The sequence below is a fragment of the Pararhodobacter marinus genome (assembly GCF_003122215.1).
In the GTDB taxonomy this organism is placed as follows: Bacteria; Pseudomonadota; Alphaproteobacteria; order Rhodobacterales; family Rhodobacteraceae; genus Pararhodobacter; species Pararhodobacter marinus.
The window spans coordinates 94290-108007 of record NZ_QEYD01000013.1 but is presented as its reverse complement, the minus strand read 5'-3'; the positions used below and the strand labels follow the sequence as shown (position 1 = coordinate 108007).

The following is a 13718-nucleotide window of genomic DNA, read 5'->3' as shown; positions in this document are numbered from 1 at the left end:
GCTCAGGCCGGCTCTTCGAAATTGCGCGGGACTTCGAATTCGCCCGCCTTGATCGCCGCGCGGACCTCTTCCATCCGTGCCACCGCCTCGGCCGGGGCCACGCCCTCGACATACGAAATGTCGTTGCCGCCATCCTTCATCAGGCTCAGCGGCGTGTAATTCTTGCCGGTCGGGTTGCCCGCGCCGGTATCGGCGACGGCCGCGTCCAGAAGCGGGCGGAAGGACCACAGGGCATTGGCGAAAACGGTGTCGGGATAGCGCGGCGTGTAATCGATCATCGAGCCGATCGCCTTGATCCCGCGTTCGCGCGCGGCGTCGGCGGTGCCGATCCGCTCGCCGAACAGGATATCCGCGCCGCTGTCGATCTGCGCCAGCCCCGCCTCGCGCGCGCGGGGCGGGTCGAAGAAGGTGCCGATGAAGCTGACGCTGTGCTCGACATCCGGGTTCACCGCGTGCACGCCGTCGGCAAAGCCGTTGATCAGCATGTTGACTTCGGGGATCGGGATCGCGCCGACGCTGCCGACCTTGCCGGTCTGGGTCATCGCGGCGGCCAGCATCCCGCACAGATAGGCCGCTTCCCAGTTCCACGTCCCGAACACGCCGAAATTGTCGCCCGACGCTTCGCCCGACGACCCCATCAGGAACGCGGTGTCCGGGTAATCGCCCGCAACCTGCCGCGCCTCGCGCTCGACGGCATAGGATTCGCCCACGATCAGCGCATTGCCCGATTCCGCGTATTCCCGCATCGCGCGCGGGTAATCGGTGCCCGAGACGCCTTCCGAGAAGGTGTACTCGATCATGCCCTCGTCATGCGCCGCCTGAAGGGCCGCATGCAGGACCGAGTTCCACGCATTCTCGACCGGCGAGGCATGGATGCCCGCGACTTTCAGCGCCGTCTGCGCGCGCAGGATCGACGGCGCGAAAAGCGTCGAGGCCCCCAAGACGGCGCCCGTGCTCAAAAGGCGGCGGCGGTTGATCAACAGCTTGCTCATGGAAATCGTCCCTCTCCTGACATGCCCGCCGCTGGCGCGGGTCTGATGATTGCTGTTTCCAGCGGCATCGGCCGATTTCACGGGCGGTCGCGCCCGCCTGTCAAGCGGCCTTTCCGGCCCGCCTGCCCGGGAAAGGGTCAGATGCTTTCTTATTGAGCACGTTTCTGACCGCCCGGTCAAATCCCGTGCCGAGGCGCGTACTCGGCCGGGTTCACCACCTGGGGCCGACCGTCGAGCGCAAGGCGGCTCGTTTCGGGCGCGGTCTCGGCCACGACCCTGCCGCGCCGGATCACCGCCAGCCGGTTGGGACGCAGGCGGATCGCCTCGGCCGGATCGCGCGCCTGCAACAGCACCATGTCTGCCTTGCAACCCACGTCGAGCCCGTAGCCTTCAAGCCCCATGATCCGCGCGGAATTGACCGTCACCGCGTCGAACAGCGCGCGCTTGTCGGCCATCGACCCCATCTGCGTCGCATGCACCGCCATATGCGCCACGTCCAGCAAATCGCCCGTGCCCATCGAGTACCACGGATCCATCACGCAATCCTGCCCCAGCCCGACGGTGATGCCCATCTCCATCATCTGCGGGATGCGCGTCAGGCCGCGCCGCTTGGGATAGGTGTCATGGCGGCCTTGCAGCATCATGTTGATCAGCGGGTTGGGGATCGCAGCCATCTGCGCCTCGGCGATCAGCGGCAGCAGTTTCGACACATAGTAATTGTCCATCGAATGCATCGAGGTCAGGTGCGAACCCGCCACCCGGCCCTGCAGCCCGAAACGGATGGTCTGCGCGGCCAGCGTCTCGACATGGCGCGACAGCGGGTCGTCGGTTTCGTCGCAATGCATGTCGACCCTCAGCCCCCGGTCGGCGGCGATGCGGCAGAGCGCCTCGACCGAGGCCGTGCCCTCGCCCATCGTGCGCTCGAAATGCGGGATACCGCCGACGATCTCGACGCCCATGTCCAGCGCGCGCTCCAGCGCCTCGACGATCCCGGGCCCGCGATAATAGCCGTCCTGCGGAAAGGCCACGAGCTGCAGGTCCAGATAGGGCGCGACCTGACGCCGGACTTCCAGCATCGCCTCGACGGTGACCAGCGCGGGGTCGGACACGTCGACATGGCTGCGGATCGCCAAAAGGCCCTTTGACACCGCCAGGTCGCAATAGCGCACCGCGCGCTCGACCAGCGCGTCGACCGTCAGCGTGGGCCGCAATTCGCCCCAAAGCGCGATGCCTTCCAGCAGCGTGCCCGACACGTTCATGCGCGGCAGGCCCAGCGACAGCGTGGCGTCCATGTGGAAATGCGGATCGACGAAAGGCGGGCTGACCAGCAATCCGCCCGCGTCGATGACCCGCCCGGCCTCCGCGTCGATCCCCGGCTCGACGGCGATGATCGTGTCCGCGCTGACGGCGATATCCTGCCCCTGGCGCCCGTCGGGGAGGGTAGCATTGCGAATGACGAGGTCGAACATATGGCGAAACTGTCCCTGATGATGGCTCGGCGCGCAGAGTAAGCGCGCGCCCGGGCGGTGTCATCGCCCGAATCGCGCCCGCTTGGGTCCGCCCTGCCCGGGAAAAAGGAAACCGCCCGGCGACACGACCGGGCGGCTCCACGACTTCACGTCAGGGGCAAGGCCCGGTCAGGCCACCGCCTTCAGTCCCGAGCGCGCCGCGGCGATCTTCAGCGCCGCCTCGGCCGCCTCGCGCCCCTTCTGGACGAAATGCTCGCGGTAGATCGCGTTGTGATGCCCGGTTTCCTGATAATGATGCGGCGTCAGCGAGACGGACAGCACGGGCACCCCGGTCTCCATTCCCGCCTGCATCAGGCCGTTGACCACCGCCTGCGCGACGAAATCGTGCCGGTAGATCCCGCCATCGACCACGAAGGCCGCGCAGGCCACGGCGGCGTAGCGCCCGCTTGCCGCCAGGTCGCGCGCCATGAGCGGCATCTCGAAGGCGCCGGGCACGTCGACGATGTCGACCTGCGCCTGCGGAATGACCTGCAGGAACCCTTCCAGCGCGCGATCGACGATATCGGCGTGCCAACCGGCTTTGACAAAGGCGTAACGGGTGTGTGTCATGGGTATCTCCTTTCGTGACACGTCACCCAAGGCGATCCCATGCATCCCGCCCCGCTTTGCGCGGGAACGGGGACATGGTTCTCTTCCATCCGGACTGTGACCGTCGGCCCCGGAATTGCACCGGATCTGCTGACCCCTTCACCATGAAGGGCGCTCGCGGGCTTGCGGGAAACCCGCTTACCGCCGGTGGGGAATTTCACCCCGCCCTGAGAACACCCTTTTGTTCCACGCCGCGCGCCGCGCCGCAAGCCTCAGCCCGCATCGAGATGCGCCTCAAGCTCGATCACCTCGCCCTCGCAGCCCGGCCCGATCCCGGCGGCATTGGCCTCGTCGGTGTCGATATGCATCTCGGTAAAGGCCTTGGGCTGGACGCGGATCATCACCTGCCCGAAGGTCAGCGCGCGCTCCCCCTGCCCGATCTTCACCGCGACGTTCTGCCCGTCCTCAAGCCCCATCGCCTCGGCATCCCGGGGGTTCATGTGCACATGCCGTGCGGCGACGATCAGCCCGTCGGTGTCGACCGCACCATGCGGGCCGATGATGCGCACCACCGGCGTGCCGTCCAGATGCCCCGAATCGCGCACCGGCGCGTCGATGCCCAGCGCGAAACTGTCGGTGCGCGAGACCTCGATCTGCGTGCGCGGCCTGAGCGGCCCCAGAATCGCCACATGCTCGATCCGCCCTTTCGGACCTTCCAGCGTCACCCGCTCTTCCGCCGCCCAGTTTCCCGGCTGGCGCAACGGCACCTTCACCCTCAGCGCGTAGCCCGGCCCGAACAGCGCCTCCAGCTCGGCCTGCGCCAGATGCACATGCCGCCCCGACACCGCCACCGGAATGGGCCGCGGCGCGGCCTCGGGCCGGTCGAGATGCGCGGCAACCTCACGGGCGATCTGCAATTGCTCGGCGGTTTCGGTCACGATCACCGCCACGCGCGCGCCATAGGCCTGGATCTGAGGCGCGGCGCGGTCGCTCAGATCGACCGACTGGTTGCGGTCGACATCCAGCCGCAGCTCCATGAAATCGAGTCCGTCGCAGATCCGCCGCCGCATCGAGGGCGAGTTCTCGCCGATCCCGCCGGTGAACACCACGGCATCCACGCCGCCCATCCCCGCCGCGTAGCTGCCGATATATTTCCGCACCCGGTGGGCGTAGAGATTGATCGCCAGCTGCGCCGCCGCATCGCCCCCGGCCGCCCGATCCTCGACATCGCGCATGTCGGACGAACCGGTCAGCCCTTTCAGCCCGCTCTCGTGATTGAGCGCCTGTTCGATCTCTTCGATTCCCAGCCCCAGCTGCCGTTGCAGATAGCCGAAAGCGCCGGGATCGACATCGCCCGACCGCGTGCCCATCACCAGCCCTTCCAGCGGCGTCAGGCCCATAGAGCTTTCGAAGCTTCGCCCCAGCGAGATCGCGCAGACCGAAGCCCCGTTGCCCAGATGGACCGAGATGATCTTCAGCTCGGACAAGGGACGGGCCAGAGCCTGCGCCGCCCTCTCGGCCACGTATTTATGCGAGGTGCCATGAAAGCCATACCGGCGGAGCCCCGCCTCGCGCCAGCTTTGCGGCACGGCATAGGTGGTGACGCAGGGCGGATTGGTGTGATGGAACGCGGTGTCGAAAACGCCGACCTGCGGCAGGTCCGGCCAGACGTCCCGCGCCACCCGCACCGCCTGCAGATTGGCCGGGTTATGCAGGGGCGCCAGAGGCGTCAGCCGCTCGATCCGGGCAAGGGTCTGGGCATCCAGAAGCGCGGGCGCGGTGAACTCGGCGCCGCCATGGGCGATGCGGTGCCCGACAGCCTCGATCCCGGCGATCCCCTCGGCCTCGAGCAAAGCGGGCACGGCGGCGATGGCGGCGGTCAGATCGCCATGCGGCGCCGTCCCCGACCGCGCCTTGCCGTCCACGGTCAGCGTGACCTCACAGGCCCCGTCCCGGAACCGCGCGAACGCGCCCTTGAGCACCTGCCGCGTCTCGTGCCCGGCGCCGCGCGCCCGGTCGAAAACACCGAATTTCAGGCTCGAACTGCCCGCGTTGAAGACGAGTATGCGCATCCTGTCCCTCCGGTCTGCCGGCACGATAAGAGACATTGTGCAGTTGCGAAACCATGACAGGGATCAACCCGGCGGAACACCGCGCCCGCCGGGTGCTCTGCTCGTCTTTGTTCCAAAAATATCCTCGGGGGGATCCAAGGGGGGCAGACAGCCCCCCTTGGCGCGGGGAGCGCGAGGGGGCGCGCAGCCCCCTCGCCTCTTGTCAAAAACCCGGGGGCGCCCAGCCCCCTCGCCTCTTGTCAAGAACCCGGGGGCGCCCAGCCCCCTCGCCTCTTGTCAAAAACCCGGGGGCGCCCAGCCCCCGCGCACCCTACTGATCCTCGTCGTCGTCCGGCTCTTCCTCGACCACCGGGATCTTGTAATCCCCGCGCAGCCAGCGGGCCAGGTCCACATCCGCGCAGCGCTTCGAGCAGAAGGGCTTGTACGCTTCCACCATCGGCTTGCCGCATTGGGGACAGCGCGCGCTCATGCCACCCATCCCGGCAGCGCCGCGCGGTCGCGCTTGCGCGCCAGCTCGTAATTGCCCAGCGGAGTCCAGCCCGCCATGGTCGCCTCGCCCGCATCGGCGCGGAAGGCCTTGCCGATCACCTGTTCCAGCACATGCCGGTCGCGTTTCGGGCAGGGCGCGAAATCGACGATCACCATGCCGCCCAGCCCCCGCAGTCGCAGCTGGCGCGGGAGGTCGCGCGCCGCCGCGATCGAGGCTTTCAGCCCCGCCGCGGGCGAGGTATCGGCGCCGGTATTCACGTCGACGGCGACGAAGGCGCGGGTTGCCTCGATCCACATCGAGGCGCCGCCATCGAGCCGCACTTCGGGCCGCGACAGCGCGGAAAGCTGGTCGAGCACGCCGTGATGGTCCAGCGCTTCGGGGCTGTCATCGACTTCGTCGACATCGCCCCAGTCGCGCCAGGCCAGTTCGTGCGGCCCCGGCGCGTCGACCAGCAGCTCGGGCGCGCCGTCGATATCGCCCAGAACGGCCTCGGCCAGGCCGCGCATCGACAGGATGTCCTCGGCAATCTCGTCCTCGGCCGCATCCTCGCAGACCGAGCGCAGGATGAGGCCCAGCTCTTCGTCCGCGCCCGTCATCGCTTCGCTCGCCAGATCGGCCAGTCCGCGGCGCGTATCCTCGTCCCGGATCGCGCGGGAGATATTGAGCCCCGGCGCGCCGGGCGTGACGATGGCGTAGCGGCTCTTGAACAGCACCCGCAGGGTCAGCGGCAAAGCCTTGCCGTCCTCGGACGCGCCGGTGACCTGCACCAGGATCGGCTGGCCCGGGCGCAGGCCCTTGGGCGCGCGCAGGAAACCGCTATGGCCGTCAGGCAGGTCGACGAACACGCCGCCCAGCCCCTTCACGGGCCGCCCGACAATGCCGCGCAGGATGGCGCCGGTGGCGAAACCGTCCTGTTCCAGCGCCAGATCCTGCAGCACGCCGTCCTCGATCAGCGCCGCGACTTCGCGGCCCTCGATCTGTCCCAGCGCAATGACCGAGCCCTTCATATCCGGTACCCCGCTGCGTTGAGAAGTGTCGCCGTTTCGGCCAGCGGCAGGCCCACGACCGCGCTGAACGAGCCCTGGATCCACGGAATGAACGCGCCCGCGCGGCCCTGAATGCCATAGGCACCGGCCTTGCCCTGCCATTCGCCCGAGGCGAGATAGCCGTTCAGTTCGTCATCCGACAGGCGTTTCATTTTCACCGCGGTTTCCACAACCCGCTCCCAGACCTGCGCGCCGCGCTTCACCGCCACGGCGGTGATCACCGTGTGGCGCCGCCCGCCCATCGTGGTCAGGAACTCGGCCGCTTCCGCCGCGCTTTCGGGCTTGCCCAGAATGCGGCGGCCCAGCGCGACGGTCGTGTCGCCGCACAGGACGATCTCGTCGTCCGAGGCGCTGACCGCCTGCACCTTCTCGCGCGCCATGCGGGCGCAATAGGGGCGCGGAAGCTCGCGCGGATGCGGGGTTTCGTCAATATCGGCGGGACGAACGGCGTCGGGAATGACGCCGATCGTCGCCAGCAGGTCCAGCCGGCGAGGGCTGGCCGAACCCAGGACAAGCTTCATCACTTGAAGCGATAGTTGATCCGGCCCTTGGTCAGATCGTAAGGGGTCATTTCAACCTGAACCCGGTCGCCTGCGAGGACACGGATGCGGTTTTTCCGCATCTTGCCTGCCGTATGCGCGATGATCACATGGCCGTTGTCCAGCTCGACCTTGAACGTCGCGTTCGGCAGGAGTTCCTTCACGACGCCGGGAAATTCGAGCAGTTCTTCCTTGGCCATGGTCTCTCCGATTGGGTATGAACCCGCGCGAGGCGGGCGCGAGCCATATGCGCCTTCATTCGCGGATTTTCAAGGTTTAACTTGCGGCGACCACCTTGGTTCCGTTGGCAAGCCGCGTTTCCTGCTCGTCCCAGTGCCGCAGGTTCAGCACGCCGCCATCCGCGCGGGTCTTCGCGATAAGCCCGCGCGACACCGTTCCGACCACCCAGCCGGGCGCATCCAGCGTGCCCTTGGCCAGAACGCCGTCGGACGGCCAGTCGCGGTCGGGCGGCCCGTAGATCGCCGCCGCGCCGGTGTTTTCCTCGCATCCCGCGCACCAGTCGGCGGTGCCCACCAGCGGCGCATGGACCACCGCGCACTGGTTTTCCAGCGCCCGCGCCATCGAGCCGATACGCACCCGCCAATAGCCCGCCGAGGTTTCGGTACAGGACGGCGCGAGCAGGATCTCGACCCCTTCTTCAGCCAGCTTGCGCGACAGAAGCGGGAATTCGCTGTCATAGCAGATCACCACGCCCAGCCGGCCCAGCGGTGTCTCGAAGATGTTGAGCCCCTCGTCGCCGGGCACGACATCCCAGTCCTCGCGCTCGAAGCGTGTCATGATCTGTTTGTCCTGATGCCCGACCACCCCGTGCGGCCCGTGAAGCGTCGCGCGGTTGACGGGCCGGTTGCCGGTAAAAACCGGCCCCGAGGGCCCGAGGATATAGACCCCGTGTTCGGCCGCGAGTTTCGAGAAGGTCTCGTTCATCGCCGGCGTGTGTTTCGCCACTTCCGACAGCGCCCCTTCCAGATCCGCCGCCACCGCCTTGCCGCCGAGACTGGCCAGTTCCATCGCGCCGTATTCCGGGAAGACCAGAAGCTCGGCGCCTTCGCTGACCGCCGCGCCGACCCAGCGTTCGGCCTTGGCTTCGAAATCGGCGAAGCTGTCGAACCAGTCCAGCGGATAGGCCGCCGTGGCGATGGTGACGGTATCGGTGTCGGTATCGGTCATGTCAGCTCCCGGATCCAGAATTGCAGCGGCTTGGCGCTTTCGCCCTCCTCGCCGATATCCTTCCAATGGTATTGCGCCACGACGCCCGGCAAGGGCCGGTAGCCGCGTTTGCGCCAGAACGCGTCGAGCGGGCGGTAATCCGCAGGCCGGGCCGGATGGTCCGCCGGCCGCTGCACCCCGCAGAATACGACATGATGGCGGCCCAATTCGGCTGCTTTCGCCTCGCGGATGTCAAAAAAGCGATGTCCGACCCCGTGACCGCGATAGTCCGGCAAGAGCACCGACTCGGCGCAATAGAAGATGTCTGACAAATCCAGCCCGGTGCCTTCGAAAGCGCCCGCGAATTCGTCGGCATGATCTTCCATCGGCATTCCCGTCGCGGCGCCGACCAGCCTGTCGCCATCGAACGCCCCCGCGACGACCGCGCGCGGATTGTCGCGATAGGGCTCCAGATAGCGCCGCTCATAGGCCAGATCGCCGTCATAGAGATAGGGCCAGTCGCGGAACACCCGGATGCGCAGCTCGGCCACGCGGTCCAGCGCGGCTTCCAGATCGGCGCCCGAAAGCGCCTCGACCTTCACGCGCTCACCTGCCGGATCCAGTCCTGCAGGTTGTAATAGGTGGTCACGCGGGTGATCTTGCCGTCCTTCAGGCTGAAGAACCCGCCCGCCGGCAGGACATAGGTCTGGCCATGCGCTTCGGGCAGGCCGGGATCGGTTTTCAGGTAGGTGCCGTTCACCACGAATTCCGCCGCCCCGCGCGTCCCGTCATCCGATCCGTAGACGACCATGTCGGTCAGACGTTCCTTGTAGGTTTCCGACATATGCGCGCAGAACTCGGCGAAGGCGGCCTTGCCCATGCGTGCATCGCCCTCATTCACGTGGTGGACGAAGTCCTCATGCAGGCAATCGCCCATCGCGTCGGTATCCCCCGCGTTGAACGCGTCGTAATAGGCCTGGATCGTTGCGCGGGCGGTCTGTTGGGCGGTGGTCACCGGAAACTCCTGTTCTTGTCGGGAAAAGTTTAACGCAGCGGCGGGCCGAGAAAAGCCCGAAAACGGCGCCGCCGGGATACCAGCGACGCCGCGTCTGATGGGCCGGTTTCCCGGTCCCGCAACTGGCTTAGCGCAGCGCCGCCGCCACCGCATCCTTCAGCGGCGTGGTCGGGCGCCCGATCAGTCGCGACAGCGTCTTGCTGTCGTCGAAGAGCGCCCCTTCCGCCGCGCAGGCATCGGAATCGGCGAAGATCTGCGCGACCGGGGCGGGCAGGCCCACCTGCTCCAGCATCTGCGCATAGGCCTCCTTGCTCATCGCGGCATAGGGCACGTCCCTGCCCGTCTGCGCCGAGACCTCGGCGGCGAAGTCGGGCATGGTGAAAGCCTCGTCGCCCGCCAGCTCGTATACCTTCCCGGCATGGGCGTCGTCCGAGGCCAGGACCGCGAGCGCCTCGGCATAATCGGCGCGAGCCGCCGGGCTGATTTTCCCCGAGGCATTGGCCCCGGCCACCGCGCCCGCCTGCAGCGCCCCGGCAAGCGTGCCGGTGTAATTCTCGGTGTACCAGCCGTTGCGCGCCACGGTCGCCGTCAGCGGCGAGGCCGCCAGCAGCGCCTCGGTGGCGATATGGTCCTGCGCCAGGATCATCGGCGAGGCGACGCCCTTCAGGATCGACGTATAGACGATGCGCCTCACGCCCGCCGCCTCGGCCGCGCGGATGACATTGGCATGCTGGCCCGCCCGGTCGTTGAAATCGCTCGACGAGATCAGCACCAGCACGTCGACCCCCGCCAGCGCGGGCGCCAGCGTCGCGGGCTTGTGGTAATCGAAGGGCCGCGCCTCGACGCCCAGATCGGCGGCCTTCGCGCTATCGCGGACCAGAGCCACCAGCGTGGCGCCCGGGGCGCGGGATCTCAGGGCGTCGATCGTCAGGCGGCCAAGCTGGCCGGTCGCGCCGGTGATGGCAATTGTCTGGGTCATGGTGGTCCTCTTCATGCTTGATGCGGGACAGATAACACCTTACTTACGAATCGTAAGTACCCACATGAATGTTAGTATGAAGAAAGGCGGCCCATGCCCCCGATCGATCAGACCGCCGACAGGGCCCGCGCCATGCTGGATGCGTTCGGGCGCGCCAATGTGATGGCCGCCGAATGCCCCTCGCGCGCACTGTTGCAGCACCTGACCTCGCGCTGGGGCGTGCTGGTGATGGCCGCGCTCGCCACCGGCACCCACCGCTTCGCGCAACTGCGCCGCCGCATCGGCGGGGTGAGCGAGCGGATGCTGGCGCAGACGCTGCAACAGCTTGAACGCGACGGGTTCGTCCATCGCCACGATCACGGCGAAGTGCCGCCGCGCGTGGATTATGCGCTCACCCCGCTGGGGCAGCAGGCGGCGGGGCATATCGTGTCGCTGGTCGGATGGCTTGAAGACAGCCTGCCCGCGATCCTCGAGGCGCAGGCGGCGGGCGCTACTGCGTCGCCGGACCGAAGCGCTCGAGCATCCGCTTGAGGATCTGGTCGCGCGTCTGGCGATAAGCCTGCAATTTCGTCTCGCGCGTCTCGCCCAGCCCGGTCGGGTCCATGATCGGCCAGTACTCGACGTCGATATGCGCGAAGCGCGTCAGCTCCAGCGCCGCGCGCTGGCTGGCAGGCGACAGCGCGACGATCAGGTCGAAACCCGACAGGTCGTCGCCCCAGTCCATCATCTCCTCGAACGAGCGCGAGCGATGGCGCGACAGCTCGACCCCCTTCTCCGCGCTGACCGCGATGGCGAAACCGTCGATATCCAGATCGTTGTGAACACCCGCCGACTGGACATAGGCGCGCTGGCCATAGAGCTGCTTCATGAAGCCCTCGGCCATCGGCGAACGCACCGCGTTATGATCGCAGCAAAACAGGACGGAACTGGGAAAACCCTCGCCCATCACACACCGCGGTTGAGGACGCTGATCAGGGTGAACAGCCGCCGGGCGGTGTCCAGATCGATCTCGGCTTTCCCCTCCAGACGCTCCTGCAACACGCGCGCGCCCTCGTTGTGGATGCCCCGGCGCGCCATGTCGATCGCCTCGATCTGGCTCGGCGGCAGGCGCTTCACCGCCTCGAAATAGCTTGCACAGATCTGGTCGTAATCCTTCACCACCTGCTTGAACGGCCCCAGCGACAGGTGCAGCTCGCCCACCCGCGCGCCGCTTTCCTGCGCCACCTCGACCACCAGCCGCCGGTCGCGGATCGCCATCGCCAGCCGGTAGGGGCCTTCGGGCACCGCGCGCCCCTCGCGCGCGGGCAGCGTAAAGGAATTGTCTTCCAGCAGGTCGAACACCGCGACCTTGCGCTCCTGCTCCATCTCGGGCGTGACCGGCGGCAGACCGGAATCGTCGATATCGATATGGCAGATACGGCTCATGGCAGGGCTCTCGCGTCAGGTCCGACGGTCATGCAACACCCCCGCCGCCGGATCAAGCGCGATGACGAGGCCGCTCGGCGCGCCCGCATCTTTGTTCCGAAAATATCCTCGGGGGGTGAGCGCGCAGCGCGAGGGGGGCAGACAGCCCCCCTGCCCGGCCTGCCAAGGGCGCCGCCGACAACCGGATCCACAGCCCGGAAACGAAAAGCGGGGACCCGAAGGCCCCCGCTCTCGTATCCGGACAGGATCGCGTGTCACTCGCCCAGGCGGGTGATGCGGCCGTCGGTATAGGGCTCGTAGGGCGCGTTTTCCTGCATGTAGGCGACCAGCACATCGGCCAGGTCGGGGCCGAAATCATAGGCATTGCTGGCCTCGTCGCGGAACACCGCATAGCCGTCGCCGCCGTTGCGCATGTAGTCGTTGGTCACGACTCCATAGGTCGCCTCGGGGTCGATGGGCACCCACGCGCCGTCGGACTGCACCATCACATCCGACACGCGGCTGCCCGCTTCGGCCGCCGGATCGAAGGTATATTGCAGACCCGCGACCTGCGCGAAGCGGCCGGCGCCGTCTTCCAGCTGGCTCACGCCGTTTTCCAGCGCCGCGACGATATTCGCGCCCGACAGCTCGAACGTGGCCAGCGTGTTCTGGAACGGCAGGACCGAGTAGACCTCGCCCATCGTCACCACGCCCTCGTCGATCGAGGCGCGCAGGCCGCCGCCGTTCTGGATGGCGATGGTCACGCCCTGATCAGCCACGCGGGCCAGCATGGCATCGGCCACCAGCGTCCCCATCGAGCATTCCCGCTGGCGGCAGACGCTGCGGTCGCCTTCGATCAGGCCCGCGCTTTCCGAAACCGGCTCGTTGCGGAACTCGTCGATCGGACCGGCCAGCCCGGCCACCCATTCGGCGATGTCGGCATCGGGTTCGACCTCGGCGGTGATCGGGATCGCATCGCCCGAGGCGTGCAAGAGGTTGCCCTCGTCGTCGAGTTCCAGCACCAGATGGCCCAGATAGCGGCTATAGGCACCCGCCGTCACCACCGGCACCAGCGCGCCGTTCTCGGCATCGACCCAGGTCGGATAGGGGCCGTCGCGGTCGGGATCCGAGGCCGACAGATAGGTGTGGCTGTGCCCGCCCACGACGGCGGCCAGACCCGGCACCTGCGCGGCGATTTCCTGATCCTTGCGGTAGCCCACATGGGTCAGCGCGATGATCGGCGAGGCGCCTTCGGCCTGCAGTTCCGCGACCGCGGCATTCAGCGCCTCGATCTCGTCGTTGAACGTCACGGTCGGCCCGGGGGACGAGGTTTCGACCGTGTCGGTGGCCAGCGCCGAGACGATGCCGATCCGCATGTCGCCTTCTTCGATGATCGTGTAGGGCGCGACGCGGCCCGCCAGCATGTCCGCGCCCGACACGTCCAGGTTCGACGACAGGATCGGGAAGCTGACGTTGTCGAGGAACACGGCCAGGCCTTCCGGGCCGAGGTCGAATTCGTGGTTACCCACCGCCATCGCGTCGATGCCGATCCGCTCAAGCAGCTCGGCTTCGACCTCTCCGCCATAGGTGGTGTAGAACAGCGACCCCTGCGAGGCATCGCCCGCATCCAGCACGATGACCGGATCGCCCTCGGCTTCGATGGCCGAGCGCATCTGGTTGACCAGCGCATAAAGCCGCGCGGCGCCGCCGAAGCACTCGCCCGCCGCCTCGGATTCAGCCGAACAGGTCGAATTGTAGCGGCTCACCGATTCGATGCGGCTGTGGAAATCGTTGAAATGCAGGATGTGCAGATCGGTCGCGAAACCGGGCAGCGTGCTCGCCGCGACCAGCGCGGTCGAACCGAGCAGCGCTTTGAACTGGGTTTTGAAGGACATCGTGTACCCCTGATGGAATTTTTTCTGGTAGGTCAAGGATTGCGCGGCTGGCGGGCGAAGTC

At 67.3% G+C, this 13718-nt stretch carries 16 protein-coding genes and 1 riboswitch; of the genes, 1 reads left to right on the top strand and 15 read right to left on the bottom strand.

Going from position 1 to position 13718, the window contains the following annotated elements:
• Positions 1-2: 2 nt before the first annotated feature.
• The 12 genes from C4N9_RS19030 to C4N9_RS18975 all read right to left on the bottom strand — a co-directional run bounded on the left by C4N9_RS19030 (position 3) and on the right by C4N9_RS18975 (position 10357).
• A complete protein-coding gene (locus C4N9_RS19030) occupies positions 3-992 on the bottom strand; it encodes a BMP family protein (protein ID WP_109534945.1) in 990 nt (329 codons plus the stop codon).
• Positions 993-1168: 176 nt separating this feature from the next.
• Positions 1169-2461, bottom strand: coding sequence for an amidohydrolase family protein (locus C4N9_RS19025; RefSeq protein ID WP_109534944.1), 1293 nt, complete (start codon positions 2459-2461; stop codon positions 1169-1171).
• Positions 2462-2629: 168 nt separating this feature from the next.
• Complete coding sequence (locus C4N9_RS19020; RefSeq protein ID WP_109534943.1) at positions 2630-3070, bottom strand: 6,7-dimethyl-8-ribityllumazine synthase; 441 nt, start codon at positions 3068-3070, stop codon at positions 2630-2632.
• Between the two features lie 73 nt (positions 3071-3143).
• Positions 3144-3288: riboswitch (FMN riboswitch) on the bottom strand.
• Positions 3289-3321: 33 nt separating this feature from the next.
• A complete protein-coding gene (locus C4N9_RS19015) occupies positions 3322-5121 on the bottom strand; it encodes an acetate/propionate family kinase (RefSeq protein ID WP_109534942.1) in 1800 nt (599 codons plus the stop codon).
• A gap of 310 nt (positions 5122-5431) precedes the next feature.
• Entirely contained in the window at positions 5432-5590 is a 159-nt protein-coding gene (locus C4N9_RS19010) for a DNA gyrase inhibitor YacG (RefSeq protein WP_210404074.1), read from the bottom strand.
• Positions 5587-6618: a ribonuclease E/G gene (locus C4N9_RS19005; protein ID WP_109534940.1), complete on the bottom strand. Its 1032-nt coding sequence runs from the start codon at positions 6616-6618 to the stop codon at positions 5587-5589. Before C4N9_RS19005 ends, C4N9_RS19010 begins: the two co-directional genes overlap by 4 nt.
• The gene (locus C4N9_RS19000; RefSeq protein ID WP_109534939.1) at positions 6615-7178 is read right to left on the bottom strand and encodes a Maf family protein; all 564 of its coding nucleotides are present in this window, start codon (positions 7176-7178) and stop codon (positions 6615-6617) included. The genes C4N9_RS19005 and C4N9_RS19000 overlap by 4 nt, the downstream gene beginning before the upstream one ends.
• A complete protein-coding gene (infA, locus tag C4N9_RS18995; RefSeq protein WP_107753147.1) occupies positions 7178-7396 on the bottom strand; it encodes a translation initiation factor IF-1 in 219 nt (72 codons plus the stop codon). Before infA ends, C4N9_RS19000 begins: the two co-directional genes overlap by 1 nt.
• 76 nt (positions 7397-7472) lie before the next feature.
• Positions 7473-8384, bottom strand: coding sequence for a carbon-nitrogen hydrolase family protein (locus C4N9_RS18990; protein WP_109534938.1), 912 nt, complete (start codon positions 8382-8384; stop codon positions 7473-7475).
• Positions 8381-8965: a GNAT family N-acetyltransferase gene (locus C4N9_RS18985; protein WP_109534937.1), complete on the bottom strand. Its 585-nt coding sequence runs from the start codon at positions 8963-8965 to the stop codon at positions 8381-8383. Before C4N9_RS18985 ends, C4N9_RS18990 begins: the two co-directional genes overlap by 4 nt.
• On the bottom strand, positions 8962-9378 hold the full coding sequence (locus C4N9_RS22325; RefSeq protein ID WP_281260148.1) for a ketosteroid isomerase-related protein: 417 nt from the start codon (positions 9376-9378) through the stop codon (positions 8962-8964). The genes C4N9_RS18985 and C4N9_RS22325 overlap by 4 nt, the downstream gene beginning before the upstream one ends.
• 127 nt (positions 9379-9505) lie before the next feature.
• Positions 9506-10357 (bottom strand): SDR family oxidoreductase, encoded by an 852-nt coding sequence (locus C4N9_RS18975; RefSeq protein WP_109534935.1) that lies wholly within the window; start codon positions 10355-10357, stop codon positions 9506-9508.
• A 93-nt stretch (positions 10358-10450) separates the two neighbouring features.
• On the opposite strand from C4N9_RS18975, the gene C4N9_RS18970 reads away from it, so the two are divergent.
• Positions 10451-10888 carry a winged helix-turn-helix transcriptional regulator gene (locus C4N9_RS18970; RefSeq protein WP_281260147.1) on the top strand — a complete coding sequence of 146 codons (438 nt, stop codon included), beginning with the start codon at positions 10451-10453 and terminating at the stop codon, positions 10886-10888.
• On the opposite strand, the gene C4N9_RS18965 is transcribed toward C4N9_RS18970, so the two are convergent.
• The 3 genes from C4N9_RS18965 to C4N9_RS18955 form a co-directional block, all read right to left on the bottom strand.
• A complete protein-coding gene (locus C4N9_RS18965) occupies positions 10848-11303 on the bottom strand; it encodes an arsenate-mycothiol transferase ArsC (protein ID WP_109534934.1) in 456 nt (151 codons plus the stop codon). The genes C4N9_RS18970 and C4N9_RS18965 overlap by 41 nt on opposite strands.
• Positions 11303-11782 (bottom strand): UPF0262 family protein, encoded by a 480-nt coding sequence (locus C4N9_RS18960; protein WP_109534933.1) that lies wholly within the window; start codon positions 11780-11782, stop codon positions 11303-11305. Before C4N9_RS18960 ends, C4N9_RS18965 begins: the two co-directional genes overlap by 1 nt.
• Before the next feature lie 254 nt (positions 11783-12036).
• Positions 12037-13656: a bifunctional metallophosphatase/5'-nucleotidase gene (locus C4N9_RS18955; RefSeq protein ID WP_109534932.1), complete on the bottom strand. Its 1620-nt coding sequence runs from the start codon at positions 13654-13656 to the stop codon at positions 12037-12039.
• Between the last annotated feature and the right edge of the window lie 62 nt (positions 13657-13718).

Excerpts from the sequence above, each read along its gene's own strand:
- C4N9_RS18955 (WP_109534932.1), bottom strand. The coding sequence starts at position 13,656 with ATGTCCTTCAAAACCCAGTTCAAAGCGCTGCTCGGTTCGACCGCGCTG.
- C4N9_RS18975 (WP_109534935.1), bottom strand. The coding sequence starts at position 10,357 with ATGACCCAGACAATTGCCATCACCGGCGCGACCGGCCAGCTTGGCCGC.
- C4N9_RS19005 (WP_109534940.1), bottom strand. The coding sequence starts at position 6,618 with ATGAAGGGCTCGGTCATTGCGCTGGGACAGATCGAGGGCCGCGAAGTC.
- C4N9_RS19020 (WP_109534943.1), bottom strand. The coding sequence starts at position 3,070 with ATGACACACACCCGTTACGCCTTTGTCAAAGCCGGTTGGCACGCCGAT.
- C4N9_RS18970 (WP_281260147.1), top strand. The coding sequence starts at position 10,451 with ATGCCCCCGATCGATCAGACCGCCGACAGGGCCCGCGCCATGCTGGAT.
- C4N9_RS19000 (WP_109534939.1), bottom strand. The coding sequence starts at position 7,178 with ATGAAGCTTGTCCTGGGTTCGGCCAGCCCTCGCCGGCTGGACCTGCTG.
- C4N9_RS19010 (WP_210404074.1), bottom strand. The coding sequence starts at position 5,590 with ATGAGCGCGCGCTGTCCCCAATGCGGCAAGCCGATGGTGGAAGCGTAC.
- infA (WP_107753147.1), bottom strand. The coding sequence starts at position 7,396 with ATGGCCAAGGAAGAACTGCTCGAATTTCCCGGCGTCGTGAAGGAACTC.
- C4N9_RS18965 (WP_109534934.1), bottom strand. The coding sequence starts at position 11,303 with ATGGGCGAGGGTTTTCCCAGTTCCGTCCTGTTTTGCTGCGATCATAAC.
- C4N9_RS18960 (WP_109534933.1), bottom strand. The coding sequence starts at position 11,782 with ATGAGCCGTATCTGCCATATCGATATCGACGATTCCGGTCTGCCGCCG.
- C4N9_RS18990 (WP_109534938.1), bottom strand. The coding sequence starts at position 8,384 with ATGACCGATACCGACACCGATACCGTCACCATCGCCACGGCGGCCTAT.
- C4N9_RS19025 (WP_109534944.1), bottom strand. The coding sequence starts at position 2,461 with ATGTTCGACCTCGTCATTCGCAATGCTACCCTCCCCGACGGGCGCCAG.
- C4N9_RS19030 (WP_109534945.1), bottom strand. The coding sequence starts at position 992 with ATGAGCAAGCTGTTGATCAACCGCCGCCGCCTTTTGAGCACGGGCGCC.
- C4N9_RS19015 (WP_109534942.1), bottom strand. The coding sequence starts at position 5,121 with ATGCGCATACTCGTCTTCAACGCGGGCAGTTCGAGCCTGAAATTCGGT.